The sequence below is a fragment of the Paenarthrobacter sp. NPDC090522 genome, assembly GCF_044769225.1.
Lineage (GTDB): Bacteria > Actinomycetota > Actinomycetes > Actinomycetales > Micrococcaceae > Arthrobacter.
On record NZ_JBIVXL010000004.1, the window covers coordinates 50,946 to 74,699 of the forward strand.

The 23,754-nt window shown below is 64.2% G+C and carries 16 protein-coding genes; 4 read left to right on the forward strand and 12 right to left on the reverse strand.

The window, feature by feature from the left end:
• The first annotated feature begins 31 nt into the window (after positions 1–31).
• Positions 32–784 (forward strand): Flp pilus assembly protein CpaB, encoded by a 753-nt coding sequence (locus ACIQT2_RS05850; RefSeq protein WP_402944487.1) that lies wholly within the window; start codon positions 32–34, stop codon positions 782–784.
• A 13-nt stretch (positions 785–797) separates the two neighbouring features.
• Here the strand turns inward: ACIQT2_RS05850 and ACIQT2_RS05855 are convergent, their stop codons facing one another.
• From ACIQT2_RS05855 to ACIQT2_RS05885, 7 genes are all read right to left on the reverse strand, one after another.
• Positions 798–5,099: an AAA family ATPase gene (locus tag ACIQT2_RS05855; protein WP_402944490.1), complete on the reverse strand. Its 4,302-nt coding sequence runs from the start codon at positions 5,097–5,099 to the stop codon at positions 798–800.
• A 148-nt stretch (positions 5,100–5,247) separates the two neighbouring features.
• Entirely contained in the window at positions 5,248–6,837 is a 1,590-nt protein-coding gene (guaA, locus tag ACIQT2_RS05860) for a glutamine-hydrolyzing GMP synthase (protein ID WP_400329307.1), read from the reverse strand.
• A 110-nt stretch (positions 6,838–6,947) separates the two neighbouring features.
• Positions 6,948–7,448 carry a DUF3817 domain-containing protein gene (locus ACIQT2_RS05865; RefSeq protein WP_400329305.1) on the reverse strand — a complete coding sequence of 167 codons (501 nt, stop codon included), beginning with the start codon at positions 7,446–7,448 and terminating at the stop codon, positions 6,948–6,950.
• Positions 7,445–8,308: an SURF1 family protein gene (locus ACIQT2_RS05870; protein WP_402944492.1), complete on the reverse strand. Its 864-nt coding sequence runs from the start codon at positions 8,306–8,308 to the stop codon at positions 7,445–7,447. Before ACIQT2_RS05870 ends, ACIQT2_RS05865 begins: the two co-directional genes overlap by 4 nt.
• Before the next feature lie 50 nt (positions 8,309–8,358).
• Positions 8,359–8,847 carry a PTS sugar transporter subunit IIA gene (locus tag ACIQT2_RS05875; RefSeq protein WP_402944495.1) on the reverse strand — a complete coding sequence of 163 codons (489 nt, stop codon included), beginning with the start codon at positions 8,845–8,847 and terminating at the stop codon, positions 8,359–8,361.
• A 65-nt stretch (positions 8,848–8,912) separates the two neighbouring features.
• The gene (locus ACIQT2_RS05880) at positions 8,913–10,667 is read right to left on the reverse strand and encodes a glycerol-3-phosphate dehydrogenase/oxidase (RefSeq protein WP_402944497.1); all 1,755 of its coding nucleotides are present in this window, start codon (positions 10,665–10,667) and stop codon (positions 8,913–8,915) included.
• A 169-nt stretch (positions 10,668–10,836) separates the two neighbouring features.
• Positions 10,837–11,973 carry a GuaB3 family IMP dehydrogenase-related protein gene (locus ACIQT2_RS05885; protein WP_397322005.1) on the reverse strand — a complete coding sequence of 379 codons (1,137 nt, stop codon included), beginning with the start codon at positions 11,971–11,973 and terminating at the stop codon, positions 10,837–10,839.
• 182 nt (positions 11,974–12,155) lie between these two features.
• Between ACIQT2_RS05885 and ACIQT2_RS05890 the strand changes: the two genes are divergently transcribed.
• From ACIQT2_RS05890 to ACIQT2_RS05900, 3 genes are read left to right on the forward strand one after another with little or no spacing between them, the layout of a single operon-like run.
• On the forward strand, positions 12,156–13,055 hold the full coding sequence (locus tag ACIQT2_RS05890; RefSeq protein WP_400329297.1) for a WXG100 family type VII secretion target: 900 nt from the start codon (positions 12,156–12,158) through the stop codon (positions 13,053–13,055).
• 49 nt (positions 13,056–13,104) lie between these two features.
• The gene (locus ACIQT2_RS05895; protein ID WP_400329294.1) at positions 13,105–13,734 is read left to right on the forward strand and encodes a hypothetical protein; all 630 of its coding nucleotides are present in this window, start codon (positions 13,105–13,107) and stop codon (positions 13,732–13,734) included.
• Positions 13,735–13,739: 5 nt separating this feature from the next.
• Positions 13,740–14,390 (forward strand): hypothetical protein, encoded by a 651-nt coding sequence (locus ACIQT2_RS05900; RefSeq protein WP_402944500.1) that lies wholly within the window; start codon positions 13,740–13,742, stop codon positions 14,388–14,390.
• Here the strand turns inward: ACIQT2_RS05900 and ACIQT2_RS05905 are convergent.
• The 5 genes from ACIQT2_RS05905 to ACIQT2_RS05925 form a co-directional block, all read right to left on the reverse strand.
• Positions 14,387–16,270, reverse strand: a complete 1,884-nt coding sequence (locus ACIQT2_RS05905) for an ABC transporter ATP-binding protein (RefSeq protein WP_402944503.1) — start codon at positions 16,268–16,270, stop codon at positions 14,387–14,389. The two genes, ACIQT2_RS05900 and ACIQT2_RS05905, sit on opposite strands and share 4 nt — an antisense overlap.
• Positions 16,271–16,361: 91 nt before the next feature.
• Positions 16,362–17,873: an IMP dehydrogenase gene (gene guaB, locus ACIQT2_RS05910; protein ID WP_400329286.1), complete on the reverse strand. Its 1,512-nt coding sequence runs from the start codon at positions 17,871–17,873 to the stop codon at positions 16,362–16,364.
• A gap of 213 nt (positions 17,874–18,086) precedes the next feature.
• Positions 18,087–20,138, reverse strand: a complete 2,052-nt coding sequence (locus ACIQT2_RS05915; RefSeq protein ID WP_402944506.1) for an acyltransferase family protein — start codon at positions 20,136–20,138, stop codon at positions 18,087–18,089.
• A 14-nt stretch (positions 20,139–20,152) separates the two neighbouring features.
• Positions 20,153–22,216 carry an acyltransferase family protein gene (locus tag ACIQT2_RS05920; protein WP_402944509.1) on the reverse strand — a complete coding sequence of 688 codons (2,064 nt, stop codon included), beginning with the start codon at positions 22,214–22,216 and terminating at the stop codon, positions 20,153–20,155.
• A 262-nt stretch (positions 22,217–22,478) separates the two neighbouring features.
• Positions 22,479–23,606, reverse strand: a complete 1,128-nt coding sequence (locus ACIQT2_RS05925; protein WP_402944512.1) for a flavin-containing monooxygenase — start codon at positions 23,604–23,606, stop codon at positions 22,479–22,481.
• Between the last annotated feature and the right edge of the window lie 148 nt (positions 23,607–23,754).

The window sequence follows — 23,754 nt, forward strand, 5'->3', positions numbered from 1 at the left end:
GACGGCCGGTGACGGTGGTTAGCGTGGCGTCATGCCACACTCACCGTCCTCTCCTCGCTTTGCCCGAACGCGCCATGCACATGGCGGAGTCCGCACGCGCTACACGTCCGGGCGTCCGTCAGTGCCCGCGTCTGGCAGCCTCCCCCGGCTGCTGTTCCTTTCCCGCCTTGCCCGTCACCGCCGGCTGCTTGTAGCCCTTCTGCTGTGCGTGGCGGCCGGCATCGCCGTCCAGCAGCTCACTCCCGCCCCTGAGCACCGCATCAGCATTGTGGTGGCCGCCCGGGACCTGCCCGCGGGGACAAGTCTCAGCCAAGGAGACTTCATCAGCATGGGTGTCCCACAGGACATGGCAATTTCGGGGGCCATTGGCGACCCCGCATCGCTGGCCGGACGCCAGTTGTCTTCGCCCTTGGCCAAGGGACAAATTCCTACCGAAGCGAATCTCCTGGGTCCGGGCCTTCTCATAGGGGCGCCCGAAGGATCCGCAGCAGTTCCCTTGCGCATGGCCGATCCCTCGTCCATTCAGTTGCTCTCCCCCGGACAACTCGTCAACGTGGTGCTGACCCCTGCTGACTCCTACGAAGGATCCCGCCAGAACCAGACTCTCGCTGGCCCCGTCCCCGTGCTCTGGACGTCGGGCCAAGGCGGGAAGGCCGGGCCCTGGCTGGGAACAAGCGATACCGACGGCCTGGTTGTGGTAGCGGCAGACCCTCAGCAAGCAGAAAAGCTTGCCGGCGCATCCACGCAAGGCAAGCTCTTCTTCGTGCTCATCAATACCTCTTGATCAGCGTCCGGGATCAGCCCCAGTGAGGCGGCCGCTGCTCCTTCAGCCACTGATCGTGGTCGTAGCCGGACTCGTCGCCCCACCGGCGGGGGTCGTCCTCCGAGGCCTTGTTGGGCAGGATTCCCGTGGAAGCGGGCTTCACAGCTGCGGACTTCAAGTCTTCGTCGTCCGCGCCCTTTCCGGACTCCGAGCCCTCGTGGGACTCGTTCGCTTCACGGGACTCGTTCGCCTCACGGGTCTCGATCGCCTTACTGGTCTCGTTGGCCTCACCCGAATCCTGGTCGACGGAGGCCGGTTCTGCGGAACCTTCGGAAGCGTTCGCCAGTGTTTCCTGGCCCGGTTCCCCGGGCTGTCCTTCCTTCTGTGCGGGCTCTACGGCAGGTTCCTCAGTGCTCACTGGTTCTTCTTTCACGACTTCAGGTTCCGGGTTGTCCGCACGGTCCCGGGAGCCCACCGAGGACGGGCGGGCCACGAAGGCTTGGACGCTGCCCACGTCCAATTGTTCTACGTCCATGTCCAGAAAACCATGGTGCGGGACGGTGGCAGCTTGCGGCACATGGTTCTCCAGGCCCAGGTAAGAGCCAATACGGTCAGCGCAGGAGGAGGGATCAGTGAACACCTCGATAGTCCACAGGGACATGTACCGCCAGCCCATCCGCTCCAGCAGTTGGGGACGCAACCTGCTGCGTTCCCGGACGCTCATCCGCCGGTAACGCTCGGTGCCGTCGGATTCAATGGCCACCGGGGTGGGAACCTCGGCGCCTTCCCGGCCGATCGTGTGCACAGGATCGGCCGCGGCAGCGATGTCCAGCACTCCATCATAGAGGTGCCATACCCGCGCTCCCCGCGCCCGCAGGCGGTCGCCAAGATCGGCCACCAGCGGATCCTCGCCGAGGGCCTGCTCACTGGCCACGGCGCGGGATGCCGGCGTGCCCAGGTTGCTGTTCCCGGACAACTCCCGGTCCAGCAACTCATAAAAGTCCACGGCCCCGTGCGACAAGCGGTCCAGGTCCAGGTCTTCAGGACGGAAGCAGCTCAGCACGTGCAGGGAACGGCGGGCTCGGGTCATGGCCAGGGCAAAGCGGTTGCGTCCGCCTTCAACGGACAAAGGCCCGAAAGAATGCAGGGCTCGTCCGTGCGGCGTGCGGCCATATCCCAAGGAGAAGATCACATGGTCCCGCACCAGTCCCTGTGCGCGTTCCAGATCCACCACGCGGAAGGACTCCGGTCCCGCACCAAAGAAGGCAGAGAGCAACGGGTGGTTGGGCAGCTGGAGCCTGATCGCTTCACCGATGCGGGCCGCATGCCGCAGGCTCGCTGTAACCACGGCCAAGGACGTGCGGGGACGCAGCCGGGCGTGCTCGAAGACAAGGTCCACCACGCGGTTGACCTCCGCCGTCACGGATTCCACACCCTCATGGTCCGCCCCGGGAAGTCCGGTACCGTCCGGGATGTACTCCACCAGGATGGAACGGTCCAGGCCCGTCACGGAGCTGCCGTCCGGAAGGCGCCGCAACCCGCCGTCGTAATAGTTCTTGCTGAGCTGGAGGACCAGGTCCTCGTCCACGGCCCGGTACACCCAGTTCAGTTGCCACGTCGGCAGGACCCTCGCCAGCGCGGTGAAGGCACTGTCCACGGGTTCGTGGCTGGCAACTCCGGCCACTGGAGGTTCTACTGCCACGCTGAAGGTTCGGGCGTTGGCGATCTTCGCGTCGCCGAAGGCAATGACCTGGCGGGCACGGGCGATGGCCGGGAGCACTGCCTGGAGGGACGTCGACTCGGCGTCGATGATCACCACGGCATCGAACTTCTGCTCAGCGGGAAGCACCCCCGTCAGCAGGTACGGGCTGACTGACCACACAGGGACCAGCAGCGGCACCAGGTCGGGTGCCTGGGCGCTCAATGCCGGGAGTGTCACCCGGCCATCCTTGAGCAGGGCGCGGAGCAGTTCTGCCTGGCGCGGGTGTTCCACGATTCCTTGGCGCCACCGGCTGGCCAGCTGCCACCGCAGGCGTGCGGCACCACTGGCAATATGCGCTTGGTCGGCCAAGCGGAATTCGGCCTCAAGCTGCCGCAGCGAATCGCCGTCGGACATGGCAAGGTAGTCATCGCCGCTGATCATGGCTTCCAGCGCAGACTGCCACCACGCGAGGTCAAGCTCGGCCGCGACGGATGCGGCAGGGACTTCACGCGCGGCAAGGTCGGTCAGCAAGTCGCCCAGTCCATGCTCACGCATCTGCTCAATCAGGAGGGTGCGTTCAGGAAGGGTTTCCAAGGTGGCGGTATCGGCCACAAGCCGTTCCAGCCGTTCCATGAGCTCCGTGTAGGGACTTCCATGCAGGGAGCCGCCGTCGGAGGTGTGCTGGAGGGCCTCGCCAAGACGCTGCAACTCGCCATCGAGTTCGCGGTAAAGCGCCCCAAGGTCGGCAAGGCCGGAAGGCACGGCGGGATGCCGCTGGGTGGTGGCGTAGCCGGCCCACAACGCGCGCTGCTCCTGGACCAGGACCAGCGAGCTGTGGAGATCTGCGATGTGGACACCTGGTCGCACGTATTCCTTGGCTACCCGGCGCAAACGGGAACGCTGCATGGACGGCATCTCAAGGTTGCGTTCGCGGCGCCAGGAAGAGCTCGCCGTAGCGGAGATGAGGTCGTGGACGGGACGGTCGAAAATGTCCGGGGTGAACTTGTCCAGGCTCTCACGCACGGCAATCAGCAGCTCGAGTTGGGTACCCCACTCGGTGAACGTCTCCCCGAGCCGGATCTCGGCGTGGTCGGCCAACTGCTTCATCCGGTCGCGAAGGACAGGAAGCTTCTCCTCGGCCAGCCGGGCAAGCTGTTGCGCTTCCTCGGTTTCTTTGCGCGTGACCAGTCGAGCACCGTACCAAGGGCTGGACGTGGATGCCTTGCTGAAGCTGCCCAGTTCCGCAGCGCGGCGCAGGCGGCCGGCCAGTTCCTCGCGGTCCTTGATGTTGTCCAGGACGCTGCGCTTGAGCCTCACGGTGGTGGACGGGGCCGGGTGGATGGACGTCAGCTCGGCGAGGGACTGCATGGCCTGGTACGGCGAGCAGCCCCACCGTTCACGCACGTTGTGCAGCGAAGCCACATGGTCCGTCAGGGCATGGCGGTGCCCCGTCAAGGTCTCGTGGAGGTTGCCCAGCTGGGGTTCCAGGGCTTTCTCGTTCCGCATGATGGCCCGGACCAGCTGACCCTTCAGCTGTTGCGGCGTAGTGCCGTTGCCGGGGCGGAAAAGCATCGATTCGAGCCCCAGGGTGTCAAGATGCGCAGAGAGGGCTGCGAGGCTCGACTGGCGCTCCCCCACCACCAGGACGGACTTGCCCTCAGCCACCAACGCACCAACCGCGTTAATGGCTGTCTGCGTTTGTCCGCTGCCGGGAGGCGTGCTGACCACCAGGGAATCGCCGGCGCGGACAGCATCCACCACGTACTGCTGGTCGGTGTCGGCGTCCAGGAGCAGGAGTTCGTCGGCGGGATCGCGCTCGTCCAGGCTGGGGAAACGACCGGCCTTGATCGGCTCGGGCTCCACGTCGCCGCCATTGGCCGCCGTAGCCAATGCGGCCACGGTGGGGTTGTTCATGTTGATCCAAGGATCGTCGAGGTTGCCGGAGAGGTCGGCAAGCGTGGTTACCAGCAGGTTGAACTCAACGTCCGCACCATGGATCGGTTGTACCAGCGTGGCGAGGCGGTCGAGGACCGGCTGCGGATCCAGCCGCGCGGTGTTGTACGCCATCCGTGCTACCGCGTTGACGTCGAACACAATGCCATGGACAGTCTTGAGGTGCCGAACCAAGGCGGGGTTCATCCGGGCCTGTTCGGTCAATTGCAGCTCGAAGTCGTCCTCTCCAGGACGGACGGTCAGCGTGATGGCGGTCAGCATGACGGGCGCCGAAACGCGCTGCGGTTTGCCTCCTACGGCGGAAGTCCACACCACGGTTCCAGCAGAAAGGTAGCCCGCCTCGATGCCACGGTCGTTGCCGAGTTCAAAGATCTTGGAACGGATATTGCGCGCGGCACGGGCAGCAACCAGGTATTGCTGGCGGTCCCGGATCAGCGTGGACAAGCGAGTTCGGCGTCCTGCGAGCAACTGTGCCAGGCCGGACGGGTGCGCCGTGCTGAGGTCGATTGCGCCTTCCGGCGTCTTGACGAAGCGAAGCATGGTGTCCGCCCCGGTAACGGGCTTAAGTCCAGACAGCCATTTCCGGAGCTCTTCGGAGTCCTCTTCGTGGCCTTGACCTAATGACACAACTTCTGCCTTCTTTTCTGAACTAGCTTTAGACGCCTTGGACCATACCGGCATACTTTCGAGGGTAGCGGGAATACGCCCGGAGCCCGCTCCGCAACACTGGACATGGCAAAATTCGCCGTCATTTCACAGTCCCGCAAAGCATGGTCCAGGCGGGCAGCACAATGGCCGGCCTCCCGAAGGAGACCGGCCATTCACACTGCTATTCCCACTCGATGGTTCCCGGCGGCTTGCTGGTCACGTCCAGCACCACGCGGTTCACACCGTCCACCTCGTTGGTGATCCGGTTGGAGATCCGGGCCAGGAGGTCATAGGGCAGGCGGGACCAGTCGGCCGTCATGGCGTCCTCGGAGGACACGGGACGCAGCACGATCGGGTGGCCGTAAGTACGGCCATCACCCTGCACGCCGACGCTTCGGACATCCGCCAACAGCACTACCGGCATCTGCCACACGTCGTTGTCCAGGCCGGCGGCGGTCAGTTCCGCACGGGCAATGGCGTCAGCCTTCCGCAGCAGGTCCAGCCGCTCCTTGGTCACTTCCCCCACGATGCGGATGCCCAGGCCGGGGCCAGGGAAGGGCTGGCGGCCGACGATTTCCTGCGGCAGGCCCAGCTGGGCGCCAACAGCGCGAACCTCATCCTTGAAGAGCGCGCGCAGCGGCTCCACGAGTTCGAACTGCAGGTCCTCGGGGAGCCCGCCCACGTTGTGGTGGCTCTTGATGTTCGCTGCACCCTCGCCGCCGCCGGACTCGACGACGTCCGGGTAAAGCGTGCCCTGGACCAGGAACTTGATCTTTTCGCCTTCGGCAGCGGCCTGGGCGATGATGGCCCGCTCCGCCTCCTCGAAGGCGCGAATGAATTCCCGGCCGATGATCTTGCGCTTGGTCTCGGGATCGCTGACCCCTGCCAGAGCGGACTGGAAGCGCTCTTGCTCGTTGGCAACGTAGAGGTTGACGCCGGTGGCGGCAACGAAGTCGCGCTCCACCTGCTCGGCTTCGCCTTCACGAAGAAGTCCGTGGTCCACGAACACACAAGTCAGCTGGTCCCCCACGGCACGCTGAACGAGTGCTGCTGCTACGGCCGAGTCAACGCCACCGGAGAGGCCACAAATAACCTTGGAGTCGCCGATTTGCTGGCGGATGCGCTCCACCTGCTCCTCAAGGATGTTCCCGGTGGTCCAGTTAGGGGTCAGGCCGGCACCCTTGAACAGGAAGTTCTCGAGGACATGCTGGCCAAGGACGGAGTGCTTCACTTCAGGGTGCCACTGCACACCGTAAAGGCGCTTCTCCTCATTGGCGAAGGCGGCCACTGGAGCTCCGGCAGTCGTTGCCAGCACCTCGAAGCCCTCGGGTGCCTCATGGACGGAGTCACCGTGGCTCATCCAGGTGTTCTGGGACGCCGGAACGCCGTCAAGGATGGAACGTGCGTCGCCAACAAGGAGGGCCTCAGTTGCGCCGTACTCCCGCAGGCCGGTCTGGGCAACCTTGCCACCCAGGGCGTTCGCCATGGCCTGGAAGCCGTAGCAAATGCCGAAGACGGGCACTCCGGCCTCGAAAAGGTCCGCTCCGACGTTCGGAGCTCCTTCGGCGTAGACACTGGAGGGTCCGCCGGACAGGATGATGGCTGCCGGGTTCTTGGCCAGAAGCTGCTCGGTGGTGAACGTGTGCGGAACAATCTCCGAATACACATTCGCTTCGCGGACGCGGCGGGCAATCAGCTGCGCGTACTGGGCACCGTAGTCAACAACCAGCACCGGCTTCTGGGAAGTCTGGGGTGCGGTGGGAGTAGTCACCAAACAAGACTACTTTGCCGGGCCGCCCCGGTGCACACCGGGGCGGCCTTGAAGAGGGCAAATCCGGGGCGTCCGTAAGGCATCTCACATGCGTCGGGCCGCGGAGGAGCCTAGTAGCGCTTGGAGGCCTGCGGATTAGCAGCGAGCTCGGCCTCAACCTGGGCGTGGAACTTCTTCTCCACGATGAAGGACATGAGCGGAACAACGCCACCTGCCGCCAGGAGAATCAGCTTGGAGAACGGCCAGCGCAGGAGCGACCACAGGCGGAAGTTGGAGATCAGGTACACCACATACATCCAGCCGTGGACGATCAGGACCGTGGTGGAAATGTTGAATCCGCCGATCACTCCCTTGGGCTCCGACTCGGCGAACCCGAAGCCGAATGGCTGTCCGGTCACGGCGTCGGTTCCGCCGGCGAAGAGGGACACCCCAAAGCCGTAACGGGCGATCAGTTCAGCGCACAGGAGGAGCAGCATGGCACCGGTGAGGTAGGCCATGACCTTGTAGAACTTCAACGCCGAACGGATCTGGGCTTCCGTTCCGCCGAACCGCCGCTTCTTGGGCTTGGGTCCGGACTGTTCGGGCTGGATGGCCGGTTTGGGCTCAATCATGGTTGCACCTTTTGTTCTGGCTCACTGTTGTTCGGCTCAGTTGCTTGTTGTTCCGGAGCTGGATGGTCATCCGGCTCGTCCTCGTACTCGTCGTCATCGCCTTCGAGGCCACGGCGATAGTCGTCCGCCACCATCCGCCACCAGATGTACAGGGCGAATCCTGCGAAGACCACCCACTCCACGGAGTAGAACAGGTTGAGCCAATTGACCTGTTGGGCCGGGGGTTGGGCAGGAATGTTCAGTGCCTTTACGGCGTCGTTGGCAGCTACGGGTCCCGCGTCCGTGGTTTGGGAGGTTGCGGCAACGAATCCGGGGTAGCTGGACACTCCCCAGTCGTTGATGAGTTCCGCAACGGCGACAGCGGACGCACGGCCTTGACCGGCGTCGACATTTGGCACCGGCGCTTCAGACGGCAGCAGGCGGCCGGTCACCGTCACAGTGCCCGACGGCGGCTGGTCGGCTTGGGCGGGATCGGCCACCCAACCGCGGGCTACCGGAATCCAGGTCTGGGGCGACGCTGCGACGCCGCTGAGCTTGGGAGCGTTGTCCACTGCGAACGCCGAGACGATCCAGTAGCCCTTTTGGTTGTCGAAGAGCCTGCCTTCGACCAGAACCTGCTTACCGGCGTCGTAGTGTCCCGTAGCGCTGACCATCTGGTCCTGGACCGAGCCGGGGAAGAATTGTCCCGGCTTGAGGACGTCCACCAACGGCTTGACATCCTCCACGCTGGACGGCTCCGGCGGTTCGTGCTGCGTCGAGCGGCTCAGCTGCCACTGGCTGAGCAGCACGAACACCCCGGACAGCAGGAGCGCAAAGACCAGTCCTGCGATCCAACGGGGTTTCAACGCAGTTTTCAACACCCCTTAACCGTACTTCGTCCGGCTGTAGAACAACGAAACGGGTTGTGCCTTTAGTGGTCGAAGAACACCAGGCTTGAGTTGATGAGCTCGGAGATGACCTCGGGATCGTGCGCACGACGGAGCGATTCGCGGAAGGACTCCTTGGACAGGGACCGGGCCAGGGTGGCCAGGACTTCCAGGTGGTCGGAGAAGGAGCTTGCGGGGGTAGCGATCAACAGGACCACAGTGGCCGGGCCATCGCTGGCGCCGAAGTCGAGGGAATGCCCGAACTTGGTAACGCCCACGGCGATGGAGATCCGGTCCACGTACTCGCTGCGTGCGTGCGGGAGCCCGATGCCGCCCGGCAAGCCCGTGGCCAACTGGTGTTCGCGCGAATTGACGGTCTCCAGGAACCCTTCCAGGTTGGAGATCCGGCCGGCGGCGTAGAGCCTTTCCGCAAGTTGGGCCGCGGCATCACTCTTGTCTGAAGCAACAAGTTCAAGAATGACGGTGTCCGGCGTGGTCAGTTCCGCGTCATACCGGTCAAGTGGTTCGGCCAAGTCGTGTTTCCCTCCAGTGTGGCCTTCCGGCCGCAGCTCCCCGGCTTCATGGTTCCCGACGCGCGTCAGCGAAGGGGAACGATGTCATCGACTCCCATGCGCGCGGCATCTGCCGACTCGTCGTCGGGTTGCTCCTGGCTCAGCCGTTCGGCCTCTACCCGCGCCAGATAGTGCTTGATTTCGCTTTCGCGCTGGGTTTCGCTCCAGCCGAGGATTTCTCCCATCAGCTTAGCCACTACGGGCACGGCGGACACACCCCGGTCCCACGCTTCGATGGAAATCCGCGTCCTGCGCGTCAAAACGTCGTGAACATGACGTGCGCCCTCGTGCGTCGTGGCGTAGACCACCTCGGCTGCCAGGTAATCGTCCGCGCCCGGCAGCGGTTCTCCCAGCCCGGGTTGGCGGGCGATCAGTCCCAACACTTCCGACGCCATGGACCCATAACGGTTGAGCAGGTGCTCCACCCTGGCCACGTGGACTCCGGCCTCGTCGGCCGAGCGGGCGCGACGGTTCCACGCCGCTTTGAAGCCCTCAGCACCGAGCAGCGGAATGGTCTCGGTGCAACTGGAGGGAACACGCTCGTCCATGGCCCGGGTTGCCTCGTCCACTGCATCCTTGGCCATGACCCTGTACGTTGTGTACTTGCCGCCAGCCACCACCACGAGCCCGGGGACCGGGTGTGCCACCACGTGTTCGCGGGACAGCTTGGCGGTGGAGTCGTTGTCGCCGGCGAGCAGCGGCCGGAGGCCCGCGTAGACGCCTTCCACATCTTCCCGGGTCAGCGGACGCTTGAGGACGCGGTTGACGTGTTCCAGGACGTAGTCAATGTCCTTGCTGGACGCCGCCGGGTGCGCCTTGTCCAACTTCCAGTCGGTGTCCGTGGTGCCAATGATCCAGTGGCGGCCCCAGGGTATGACGAAGAGCACCGACTTCTCCGTGCGAAGGATCAGTCCCACGGTGGATTGGAACCTGTCCCGCGGGACCACCAGGTGAATACCCTTGGACGCCCGTACTTTCAACTGGCCCCTGTCGGTGACCATCGCCTGTGTCTCGTCAGTCCAGACGCCCGTGGCGTTGACAACCTGCTTGGCACGGACTTCGAAGACGGTGCCGTCTTCCTGGTTCTCCAGCTTGGCTCCCACCACGCGTTCGCCTTCGCGGAGGAAATCCACCACGCGGACCCGGTTCGCGGCGTAGGCGCCGTAGTGCGCAGCGGTCCTGACCACGTTAACCACCAGGCGGGCATCGTCCACCTGGGCGTCGTAGTAGCGGATGGAACCCACGAAGGCGTCGTCCTTGAGGCTGGGAGCCGCCCGCAAGGTGCCACGCTTGGACAGGTGCTTGTGCATCGGCACGCCGCGGCTGTGGCCGGAGGTGACGCCGAGGGTGTCGTACAGCATGATGCCGGCGCCAACGTAGGGCCGCTCCCACAGCCTGCGGGTCAGCGGGTACAGGAAAGGCACTGGGCGCACCAGATGCGGAGCAATGGTCTGGATCAGGAGGCCGCGTTCCTGGAGGGCTTCCTGGACCAACGCGAAGTCCAGCATCTCCAGGTAGCGCAGGCCGCCGTGAATGAGCTTGGAGGAACGCGACGAGGTTCCCGAGGCCCAGTCACGGGCTTCGACGATGCCCACCGTGAGTCCACGCGTCACGGCGTCAAGCGCCGCCCCCGCACCCACCACGCCACCGCCGACAATCAGGATGTCGAGTTCCTTGCCCGATTCCGCTGTGGCTTTCAAGGCTTCGATGGAAGCGGCACGGGACTCCGGGCTCAGGGCTCCGGAGGGATTCACCTGTGGGCCGCCTGCGACATTGCTCATCGGACTCCTCCTCAAACGCAATTGCTGGTAGTCCCCCTACCCTACTTGCTGGCCGCCGTCGTGGGCAGTGCCCGCCCGGCAGGACGGCGAAGCGCCCTCGGAAGCAAAGCGAAACCCCCGCCGGGTCCGGATTGCTCCGGACCCGGCGGGGGCTGCTGATACCGCAGTATTAGTTGCCGGCGTAGGGCGAAACCACTACGTCCACGCGCTGGAACTCCTTGAGGTCGGAGTAGCCTGTGGTGGCCATCGACCGGCGCAGGGCACCGATCAGGTTGGACGTTCCATCCGTGTGGTGGCCCGGCCCAAACAGCACTTCCTCAAGCGGCCCGACCGTGCCAACGTTGACGCGGTCGCCGCGCGGGGACTCGAGGTGGTGGGCTTCGGGGCCCCAGTGCCAGCCACGGCCGGGGGCTTCCTCGGCGCGTGCCAGCGCGCTGCCGAGCATGACGGCGTCTGCGCCCATGGCGATGGCCTTGACGATGTCGCCGGAACTGCCCATGCCGCCGTCGGCGATGACGTGCACGTAGCGTCCGCCGGACTCATCCATGTAGTCGCGGCGGGCGGCAGCGACGTCGGAGATGGCGGAAGCCATGGGCGAATGGATGCCCAGTGCACGGCGGGTGGTGGTGGTGGCACCGCCACCGAAGCCGACGAGGACGCCGGCCGCGCCGGTGCGCATCAAGTGGAGGGCAGGCGTGTAACCGGCCGCACCGCCAACGATGACGGGAACATCCAGTTCGTAGATGAACTGCTTCAGGTTGAGCGGCTCGTGGTTCTTGGAGACATGCTCGGCGGAGACGGTGGTACCGCGGATCACAAAGATATCGACGCCGGCAGCCACCACGGTCTTGTAGTGTTCCTGGGTACGCTGCGGGGTCAGGGAGCCGGCCACGGTGACTCCGGCGGCGCGGATCTCGGCCAGGCGGGAGCTGATGAGTTCCGGCTGGACCGGGGCCTGGTAGAGGTCCTGCATCCGGCGGGTGACGGCCGGGCTGCTGGTCTCGTCGGCCAGGCCGGCGATCTCGTCGAGGACCTTCTGCGGGTTTTCGTAACGGGTCCAGAGGCCTTCGAGGTCCAGGACACCGAGGCCACCCAGGCGTCCCAGGGCAATCGCGGTTTCAGGAGACATCACGGAGTCCATGGGAGCGCCGATCACCGGCGTATCGAACTTGTAGGCGTCGATCTGCCACGAGACCGAGACATCCTTCGGGTCGCGCGTCCGGCGGTTCGGGACGATCGCGATGTCATCCAGGGAGTAGGCACGACGCCCACGCTTGCCACGGCCAATCTCAATCTCATAAGTCACGGCTCTTACTTTACTGGACCGCTCCCGGAACGCCGGTTCGGCCATCAAGGGGAGCACTTCACAAAGCGCGCCAACGAACCCACCGGAACGGCCCCTCCACATGGGCAGGGCTGCCCATGGCAGAGTCCGGGAACTATCCGATAGCCTGCGAAAACACAACCACACCATGCAAGGGGGGACCCATGGCGCCTGGATTCTACGGAGCCGACATTGAACAGCTCCGCTCATTATCCAAACAAATGGGACAGGCCGGCAGCCGGCTCCAGAACCAGGAACTCCAGATCAGCGGGCTGATCTCCAGCGTTGCCTGGAAGGGAACCGACGGAGACCGGTTCCGCCGCGAATGGAGCAGCACCCTGCGGCCCCTCCTGCACAAAACGGCACGGTCGTTGGATGACGCATCCAAGACCCTCCGCACCCAGGCCGATGAACAAGACAAGGCAAGCACCCCGGGCGGTGCCTCCGGTTATGGGCCAAATGGACCGGCTCTTCCGCCGGTCCCCGGCGGAAGCGGAAACCAGCCAACTCCTGTCACTGGTCTCGAAGGATTGTTCGGCGTCACCGGCAGCGAGGCATGGTGGGCAGGAAACGGGCTGGTGACCGCCGGCGGCCTGTTTGCAGACAACATCCTTGCCCAGATGGCCAAAGGCGGATTGGTCACGGAACTGACGAGGTGGCCTTGGCTGGGTGCCCAATACGGTCAGGCCGCCGGTGCCGGATACGTCAAGGGGACACAACTGCTCAACGGCACGTCGATGCTGGGCCGGCTTTCCGGAGCACTGGGCATCGTCACCGGTGGGTTGCAGGTCTACCAAGGGATCCAAACGGGACATCCCGGAATGGCCGTAGATGGCGGGATCTCCGCGGCCTTGGCCGTAGGTAGCTTTGTACCTGTGATCGGCCCTGCCTGCGCAGTTGCCGGCATCGCGTGGGGCGGCCTCGGCCTCCTGGCCACGCACCTGGGTTACGACTCCGCTTCTTCCATGGTGGCTGACGGCGCCAAGCATGTCTGGGAAGGCGCCAAGGACGTGGGGGAATCCATAGCCGACGGTGCGAAGAAGGTCTGGGGATGGCTCACCTGAACCACCCATTTCCTAGACTGGACAGAGAATCGCTCACGAGAGGGCAGAAATGACCACCCAGACCGAAGAAACCCAGGCGTTGCTCATCACCGAACATGAGCTCATTGCCCTGATTGCGCTGGCCGGCACCGACGGCGCGCTGAGGTGCCAAACCCTGTTCCGCCTCGACCACGCCGCCGGGTCGCCGTTGGAACAGGCCGGTGTCTCCACGCTGCTGGAGCGTGGCTTGATGAAGATCGAAAACGACGCACTCTTGCCGGTGGGGCCGGCCGCGACGGTGACGGCTGTCCTGGCGGATTCCACCTCGTGGCTGGAAACAGCCCTGGTGACGCCTTCGTCGGAGCACGTCTCGTTCATGTTCGGCGCCGAGCAGGGCGCCCTGCTGCTCAACCTGAGCAAGTACGGCGTCCACGAACTCCACCCCATCACGGGCACAGAAGGCATGATCACCACGGCCGTGCAGATGGCCGACTACTACCTGAGCCAGGCGCCGGACGGATTCCCCGCCGCCGCCACAACCCGCCAGCATTTCATTGACGGAACCTCCCGCGCGGTCCACGTCAAAGCGGAAGCAGACGGTGCCTTGTCCATCGCGACAGGGGAAGGCGAGAACCTCAAATCGTCGGCGCTTGAGCGCGGGCAGCTCGACTCCCTGATCCGCGCAGGGCTGGAGCGATAACCCGGGTGAGCTACCAAACCGGCCCGTCTCCCCTCTCTCCTCCTGACCGTCCGCTGGACTACTGGCTTTCTCCGGAACTCGCAGCGGTCACCCCCGCGGGTGCGCGCTCACGACTGCGCGAAATCGCCGGGGCACGGGGCTCCTACATGGGTGCCTGGGCTGCCGGAGTGGGGATCGGCACAGTCCTGGTGCTGATGGGCGTCCTCCTGGCCGTTCGACTCGGCACGTTCGCGCTGCTTCCCTCCCTCGGCCTTCCGGGCGCGGCACTTGCAGTGCTCTGCGGAGTCTTCTACGTCAGGGTGCGGGATCGCTTGCCGCGGACAGACCGGGCGCTTGTCAATCGTGGGCCCGGGAACCTGCGGGGCGCGCTGTCCTTCGTGGCGTTCATCTTGATCGTCTTCATTGGGCTGTTTGCCTTCACGGCCAAACCCTCCACGTGGCAGGATCCCGGGGTTCTGCTGACGTTGGCCATGGTGCTGGCGTTCGTCGTCTGCCTTCTGGTGGGCGCCATCATCGTCCCGGCCACCATCATGGGGCGTTCACGCGAATCCCTTCGTCGCAAGGCAGCGACCGATCCCCGTTTCCGGGCGCTCCTGGAACAGGACCTCGTGACCTGGCGCGATCCGTACGGCAACGCCGGATACGGTCCGCTCTAAGCCGCGGGATCCCGCCGGCTGGTCTCATCCACGGTGAGCTGGGACTCGAACATCCGGAAGTAGCGTCCGCGTAGGGCAACCAGTTCCTTGTGTGTCCCCTGCTCGGCAATCCGCCCGTCTTCCAGCATGTACACGACGTCTGCCTTCTCGATGGTTGCCAGCCGGTGGCTGATGGCGATGATGGTGCTGCTCCGGTCGGCGAACAGCCGGGTGAAGATCCGGTGTTCGGCCAAGGCGTCGATGGCCGAGGTGGGCTCGTCCATGACCATGAAGGACGCATCGCGGTAGAAGTTCCGGGCCATGGCCAGGCGTTGCCACTGGCCGCCGGACAATCCGCTGCCCTTCCGGCCACGTGGGTCCTCCATCCAGTTGCTGACGTGGTTCTCCAGACCGTTGGGCAATTTGCTGATGAAGTCCATCGCCTCCGCATCCGAGGCCGCGCGCCGGACGCGTTGCTCGTCCCGAGGCTGTTCGACGTCGCCAAGGTAGATGTTCTCGGCCGCAGTGGCGAACTCGTATTTGAGGAACTCCTGGCTCAGGACGGCCAGATGCCGGTGCCAGCTGGCCACATCAACATGGGCGAGGTCCACGCCGTCGAGCAGTACACGGCCGGAATCCGGCCGGTAGAGCCCGGCCAAGATACGGATCAAGGTGGACTTACCAGCTCCGTTCTCCCCCACGATCGCTATGTGCTGGCCGGCTTTGATGGTCAGCGAGATGCCCTTGATGACTTCGATGTCGCTGCCCGTGTAGCTGAAGCGGATGTCCTGCATCTCCACCGTCTGCGGGGACCGGGTCAACGGCGGCTCGTGTCCGCTGGGGACCGGGAGCGCCATGAACAGCTCGTAGTCCTTGAGGTTCGCCAAATCCTCGTCGATGGAGCTGAGGGAAGAGACCAGGTTGTTGGCCGTGGACAGGGCACGGCTCACGATCTGCTGGACGTACAGGAATTGCCCCACTGGTTGGGCGCGGGCGATGATCTGGCCCACCACCCAGACCAACGAGACAACTTCTGCGCCATACTGCAGGGCGTCGGCGGCCAACTGCTTGGGGATGTAGCGCTTCTGGAAATCGAGCCGGCGTCGTTCGTCCGCATCGCGCAGCCGGGAACGGATATCCATCAGGTAATTCACAATCCCGTAGAGCCGCATCTCCGCGATGTGCTGCGGGCGGAGCAGGTTCTGCTCGATCATCCTGCGCTGGCGACGCGAATCAACCTGGGTATTCCAGTGGGCAATCTGCTCGCGGGAGAGCTTGAACTGCAGGTAGACGCTGGGAACGATCGCCACCAGGACAATTACGGCGATCCACCAGCTGACCAACACCAGGGCTCCGATGGCCAGGATGACCGAGACGAGCTGCGTGAAGATGGCGGCTATGCGGTCCAGCACCCGGGCGTAGGAATCGGAGAAGCGCTTGGCACGGTCGTAGAGGTCTACGGTTTCCTTGTCGTCGTAACGCCAGAACTCCAGCGCGAGGAACCTCTGGTACATCAGGTCCCCCACGATCGCGCCCACGCGGAAGCTCATGAGCTGCTGGATATAGCGGTCTACGCTGCTGAACCCGCCCCAGAACAACCCCAGCGCCGCGGTAATGACGACGTACAGAACTGCCCGCGGACCGGCGTCGGGGTCTCCCGCGTAACCTGCCGCCAGAGCAGTGGTGGTGAGCGCGGCGAAATAGGTCGTGACCAGCGGCAAGGTGGCCGAGATCAGCGAGCCGACAACCTTCATGATGACCGCTGCCGGCGAGGCCTTGAAACTCACTTTCAAGACCTGTCCGACGGCGCGTGCGTACGGGCGCAAGGCCAGCTTGCGGGGCGGCGTCTTGGTCACCCGGACGGATTCCGGGTGCCGTGGCCCCGGGGGTATCGCAGACATGTGCACAGCCTATGCCCACTCCTGTGCGCCGGTGGGGTGGGCCCGAAAACAAAGGTTCCCCGTGGACAATCCACGGGGAACCTTGGGGGTGTCAGCGGGAGTTGTAGTTCGGCGCTTCGACGGTCATCTGGATGTCGTGCGGGTGCGATTCCTTCAGGCCGGCCGGCGTGATGCGGACGAACTTGCCGCGGGCCTTGAGTTCGGGAACTGTGGGTGCGCCCGTGTAGAACATGGTCTGGCGGAGGCCGCCGACGAGCTGGTAGGCAACCGATGCCAGCGGGCCACGGTAGGCCACGCGGCCTTCGATGCCTTCGGGGATCAGCTTGTCGTCACCGGAGACGTCGGCCTGGAAGTAGCGGTCCTTGGAGTAGGACGTGTTCTTTCCGCGGGACTGCATGGCGCCGAGGGAACCCATACCGCGGTAGCTCTTGAACTGCTTGCCGTTGACGAAGATGAGGTCGCCCGGGGACTCCTCACAACCGGCGAGCAGGGAGCCGAGCATTACGGTGTCGGCACCGGCTACGAGGGCCTTGCCGATATCGCCCGAGTACTGCAGGCCGCCGTCGGCGATCAGCGGCACGCCGGCCGGAATCGCAGCCTTGGCGGACTCGTAGATGGCCGTGATCTGGGGAACGCCCACACCCGCCACCACGCGGGTGGTGCAGATGGAACCGGGGCCCACGCCAACCTTGATGCCGTCGGCGCCTGCGTCAATGAGGGCCTGGGCACCTTCACGGGTGGCTGCCTGGCCGCCGATGATGTCCACGTGCGCGGCAACGGGATCCGACTTCAGGCGGGAGATCATGTCCAGCACGCCCTGCGAGTGGCCGTTGGCCGTGTCCACGAACAACGCGTCCACGCCGGCGTCGATGAGCTTCATGGCGCGCTCCCAGCCGTCGCCGAAGAAGCCGATGGCAGCACCTACGCGCAGGCGGCCCTCGTCGTCCTTGGTGGCGAGCGGGTACTGCTCAGCCTTGGTGAAGTCCTTGGTGGTGATCAGGCCCTTGAGGCGGCCCTGGTCGTCCACCAACGGGAGCTTCTCGATCTTGTTGGTGGCCAGCTTGTGGGAAGCCTCTTCCCGGCTGATGCCCACGTGCCCGGTGACCAGGGGCATCTTGGTCATGGCGTCGCTGACGCGGCGGGTGGGGAACTCGGACTCGGGAATGAAACGGGTGTCGCGGTTGGTGACGATGCCCAGGAGGCGGCCCTCCGGGTCGACCACCGGGAGGCCGGAAACACGGTAGCGGGAGCACAGTTCGTCGAGCTCCTGCAACGTCGCTTCGGGATTGATGGTCAGCGGGTTGGTGATCATGCCGGACTCGCTGCGCTTCACGCGGTCCACATGCTCGGCCTGGTCGTCGATGGACAGGTTGCGGTGGACTACCCCGAGGCCACCCTGGCGTGCCATGGCAATGGCCATGCGGGACTCGGTCACGGTGTCCATGGCTGCGGAGAGCAGCGGCGTCTGGACGGAGATGCGCCGGGACAGGCGGGAGGAGGTGTCAGCGTCGGACGGAATGACGTCAGTGTGTCCGGGAAGCAGCAGGACGTCGTCGTAGGTCAGGCCAATGAAGCCAAAAGGATCGTGTTCGGGCTGGGTCATGAGTGCGCCTCTTACCTGGGTTTGGGGACTGGAACTGGTAGGGGTTGCAACTGATGACCAGCCCGTCATTACGGGACTGGCCTGTGCAGAAGTGTTGGATAAATACTAGAACCTCAGCGCCCGTCGCCATATTCCGTGGCGGCCGAGTGTGAGCAACAGCACTGGCGGCAGGCCGCCGTCGTGCTTCACCTGGTGCGCAAGCGGCTGGTGGGGCTAGCCGGCTGACCAGCCAGTCGCCGCCAGCAACCGCTCCTCGAACATGGGAATCATGCTCTGCACGTAGGTCTTGGTGAGGTGGTTGTCGTCCTTATAGACGTAGACGTTCCCCACCACGGCAGGGCATGTTCCCTGCTCGCAAATGAAGTCGCTCATGTCCATCAGGAAGAGCCGGTCCACCTTGCCCACGTAGTCATCCAGTGGCGAGGACGCGGCCAGCGACTCTTCCAGCGGGGCGTTGCAATCTGGGGAATCCGGGCCCTTCTTCTGGACGCACTCGGGCATGTTGATGCTGAAGCGTGGATTGTCGCGGACTCCAACAACGTCAATCCCGGCATCCGTGAACGGTTTGATACCGTCCAAATACCCGGGCACCTCCGTCTCGAACGGCGCTGTCACGTGGGTCAGCGAGGCCACGGTGAACACCGCGTCCGGTTTGTGTTCCATGACGTAAGCGGCGCTGGCTTTGTTGAACGCGTTGCATTCTTCGGTCCGTTCGTCCGACTCCGCCCCGAAGCGGCAACTGCCCTTCAGGAGGGTGACCACTTCCCAACCGTGCGCCTTGGCAATGGGTCCCAGGGCAGCCATGTACTGCTGTGCGTGCGAGTCGCCCAGGACGACGATCTTCTTGGTGACCACCTCCGGCTCGTCGTTCTGGAGGCAGCCCTCCAACAAGGGATCGGACGGCACATTGTCCCCGGTGCACAATCCATCAATATCCGCCCATTCGTCCTTCATGGCTGCCGGGGCAGGGATGATCTTGGCGTCCGGTGTCGGTTGGCCTGCATTTTGCGGCGCCAGTGCGGCAGCGCCGGGAGTCAGCTCCATGGGCTGGTCCGCGATGGCAGCGCTCTCCGAAGAAATGGCACCCTGCCAGACGGTGACCGGCAAGGCGAGCAGCGCACCGCAGGAAGCAATCACGACGGCGGCACGCCAGGACCGCACGTTCGGCCACTCCCAGCGCCGCATCGGACGTTCCACGTAACGGGTGGTGGCAACGGCCAGCACCATGGAAACCGCCATGATGGCCAGGCCCTGGAGGATGTTGGGCGTGGCGGTTTCGGTGACCAGGAGGAAGAACACCAGGACCGGCCAGTGCCACAGGTAAAGGGCGTAGGAGTTGTCGCCTACCAGGACCAGCGGCCTGGAGCTGAGGAAACGATCCGCGCCAAAACGGCTATCGCTCTGACCGGCGACGATCACGGCAGCGGCGGCCAACGTAGGCCACAAAGCGACGAAGCCCGGGAAGGAGCGGTCAACAGTCAGGATCAGCCCGCAGGACAGCATGGCGGCCAGCCCGGCCCAGCCCAGGAACACCCGCAGCCGGCGCCCCGGCTTGAGGTAGGGCAATGCCAGGGCCAGCAAGGAGCCCAGCGCGAACTCCCACAGCCGGGTGCGTGTATCGAAGTACGCAATCTCCTGGTTGGTGGCCGTTTGGTCGATCGAGAAAAGGAGCGACGCCACGAAGATCAGCCCAAAGGCCATGAACAGCAACTGCCTGTGGGCCACGGCCTTGCTGCGCGGGAACAGTTTGGCCAGGTACGGCTGAAGGAGGGCCACCCCGGCAAAGACCAACGGCCAAAGAATGAACACCTGGCCCTGGACGGACAGGGACCAGAAGTGCTGCAGCGGGCTGGCACCGGAGTGGTCCTGGGCGTAATAGTCCACCGCAGATTCAGCAAGCTGCCAGTTCTGCCGGTACAGCAGGGAGGCCCACGCCTCGGCGAGGACATCAGGCCAACGGCTTTGCGGAATAAAGGTCCAAGTAGCGGTGAGGACCGCAAGCAAAACCACGACGACGGCGGGCAGCAGCCGCTTGAAGACGTGCAGCCAGTGCCTCAGGAGTTGGAGTGGCTTGTGGCTCTCCAGCTTCCGGGTGAAGGACAAGGTCAGCAGGAATGCCGAGATGAGCAGGAACACATCCACGCCGCCGGACACCCGGCCGAGCCAGATGTGGTAGGCGGCCACCATCAACACCGCCAAGGCACGCAGGCCTTGGACCTCCGGACGGAAGGCGCGTTCCGCCGTCGTTTTTTGTGCCTTATCCATCGCTGCTTTAGCCATCATCGCGTCCACCCCGTCGCGGCAAACCACCTCTCGTCAAACATGTCCCCCATGCTGGTGACGTACGTCTTGGACAAATGGTTATCGTCCAGATAGACGAACACGTTTCCAATGACGCTGGGGCACGTCACGCCGTCGCACAGGAGGTCGGTCATATCCAGGAACGCGGCGTTGCCAAAGGTCCCCTGCACCGCGGCAAACGGGCTTTCGGCGGCCAGTACGTCCGGCTCGTCCGACTTGCACTCCGAGCTGTCCACGCCCTTGGCCAGGGCGCACTCGGTGACGTTGTAGTCGTAGCGTGGGTTGTCACGGATGGCCACAACCTGGATGCCCAGGTCGTTGAAGTTGGTCACCGTCTGGTCAAAGCCATAGACGAGCTTCTCGTCCGGCGACGACGGGGAAGCCATGGTTCCCACCATGAACACAGCGTCCGGCGTCTTCGAGGCCACGTACTTGAAGGCCGCGGCGTTGAAGTCGTTGCACTGCGCTTCAGCGTCAGGATTCTGCGGCATGAAATGGCAACCGCCCAGCAGGAGTGCAGTGACCTTCCAATGTTCAGCCTCGGCCAGGGGGCCGATCGCCGCCAGCCATTGCTGGGAGTGGGAGTCACCCAGCACCACGATGTTCTTGACGGCGTCGTCGCCAACACCGTTGGTCTGGCAGTTGTCCGCCAGGAGTTTGTCATCCGGCTTGGTATCTCCCTCACAGGAGTCTCCAAGGTGCGCCCAGTCTTCCGGCAACTGTTCCGCCGTCGGAAGCGTCTTCGCGCCGTCGGCCACCAAGTCCACGTAGCCCGGAAGGAGGGCGTGCGCCCCAGGGTTGTCGTTGAAGGCCTGGGTCTCGGCGGCCTTCTGGTCAAGGTACTGCTTGTACTGGAAGCCCAGGAGCGGCGTGCAGGCAATGGCCAGGCAGGCAGCGATGGAAACCGCAGCCCGCCACTTCTTCACTTCAGGCCACTTCCACTCACGGAACGGCTTTTCCACGAACTTGGTGGTCAGGAACGCCAGGACCAGGGCCAAAGCGACGATCGCTGATCCTGACAACCAGCCAGCGTGTTCCTTTCCGCTCCAGGCCAACGCAATGACCAGAATGGGCCAGTGCCACAGGTAGAGGGCGTAGGAGTTGTCACCCAACCGGACCAGGAACTTGGAGCTGAGGATCCGGTCCACGCCGAAGCGGCTTCCGGTTTGGCCGGCCGCGATCACGCAGACGGCAGCGAGCGTGGGCCACAGCGCAACGAAGCCCGGGAAGGCCGTCTGCACCTGCAGAATGATCCCGCAACTGAGCATGGCCACCACGCCAACCCAACCCATGACCACGCGGACAGGCTTGGAGAAGTTGAGGGCCGGAAGTATGAGGGCAACCAGCGTTCCCAGGGCGAATTCCCACAGCCGGGCGAAGGTATCGAAGTAGGCCACAGCCTGGTTGTTGGCTGTGAAAATGATGGAGTACGTCAGCGATGCGATGAAGATGATCGCGAAGACGTAGGCCAGGGAGGCACGGTAGCGGAGGTTGAACTTCCGGCAAAGGATCGCCATGGTGGCGAAGATGACAGGCCACAAAATGAAGACCTGGCCTTGGATGGAGAGCGACCAGAAGTGCTGGACAGGGCTCGCAAGGCTGTGGTCGGTTGCGTAGTAGTTGACTGCGAGGGTCTGGAGCAGCCAGTTCTCGAAGTAGAACAGGGATGCCCATGCCTGGTTCACCACTTCCACCCACCGTGTGGGCGGAAGGAAAACGAACGTTGCGGCGAGAGTGCTGAGCAGGACCACAACCACGGCCGGGAGCAAACGGCGGAACAAGTGGAGCCAGTGCCGGATGAGGTCCATGGACCTCCGCTGTTTATAGCGTCCGGTGAACTGAAGTGTCATCAGGAATGCGGAGATCAGCAGGAACACGTCCACGCCGCCGGACACGCGGCCGATCCAAATGTGGTAGCTGACCACCATGAGGACTGCCAGCGAGCGAAGGCCTTGGATTTCCGGGCGGAACTTGGACTTTGCAACGGGTCCGGCGGCCCGCCTGTTGGGACGGGCGGGCTGTTGGATCGTTGGTGCAGTCACGTTAGGCGATTCCTCAAAGGCTCATTCACAAAGGTTCCATCATATGCGTTTTCGCGCATGCGACCCAGTCACGTGGGCCGGACAGACCCGGTTCCGGAGGTCAATTAGTTCATTCATCGCTATGGATCAGCACAGTTGAACCTGTGTTCTGACTGTGCCCTTCCAAGCCGATTCCGGGCCTCACAGGGGCAAACGATCCTCAGTTGCCTTATTTCAATCGTACTGAAAAATTGTGTGACGTATTCCACGGACATTAATGCCTTCAGGCGCTGCGCTTTTCCGCTGGTTGGCGTTGCCTGTCCGTGGTTCCCCGTTGCGTGGCAGGTCGAACCGATGCCATGACGCCGGCCAGGTACCGCGCGTCCCTGCCAACTCCCGGAAGCGTGGCGGAGGCGGCAGCGAACTGGAATTCCTGGCCCAGGAAGTAGAGCCCAGGCACGGATTCCACCACGCCGCGGGGGTGGTCCAAGGAGCCTGTTTCCTGCAGTTTGAGCCACGAGTAGTCCTCCCGGTATCCGGTGCACCACACCACATTCGCCACGTCGAGGGCGGTTCCGTCCTCAAGCACCGGCTTTCCTGCGGCAATGCCGGCCACCCTCGGCACCATCTGCACACCCGCCGCGCGGAGCTCCTTGGTGCGTGTCCGGATCAAGGGTGCTGCCATGGTCTTGAATCCAGGTGCTGCCTTGCGCCCGACGGGGGTGTTCAGGGTCAGGACATACAAACCGAGGAACCTGATCACCGGAAGGAAGAACCGTGCCCCGGCCCGGCCATGGCGGACGGGAAGTTCGCCGCTCGGTTTTCCTGCCACGAACGTTTGGTGCGTCCGGCTGGCTTCCAACGCTATTTCGGCCCCGGAATTGCCGAGGCCCACCACCAGGACAGGTCCCTGTTGGAACTGCTGCGGGTTCCGGTAGTCCGTGGAATGCATGTGGACGATCCATGGGCCCAGGTCCTTGGCGAAGTCCGGCCGCTTGGGCAACTGGTGCCCGCCTGTGGCTACCACGACGTTCCGGGCATGCCACCTCTGCTCCCCCGCCACGACGACGAAGCCGTCGGCATCCTGCCGGACCTCATCCACCCGGGCACCAAGGACCAGGGGCAGGTCGAAGCGTCGGGAGTAGTCCTCCAGGAAATCCGCCAGTTGATCCTTGGTGGGGAACGCCAGATGGTCGCCTGGGAACGGCATTCCCGGAAGGCCGTCGTATTTTGCAGGCGTGAACAGCCGAAGCGAGTCCCACCTTGCCCGCCAGGCCGCACCTACCCGGGCATGTTCATCCAGGATCACGAAGTCCTTCCCCTGCTTGGCCAGGTAATAGCCCATCGCCAGTCCCGCCTGACCGCCGCCCAGGATGACGGTGTCCACCTCAGTGCGCTGGTTCTCTTCCATGGCAGTTGTCCTCCTGAATATTGCCGCGATTGCTGATACGGCAAAGGTATGGCGCCATGGGCTCCGGGCGCGTCGGGAGGATTGCCCATTGTTGGGGACGGGGCGTGGGTATTAATGCGTAGTGAGAGAGCGATCGCCGGAAAGGGGC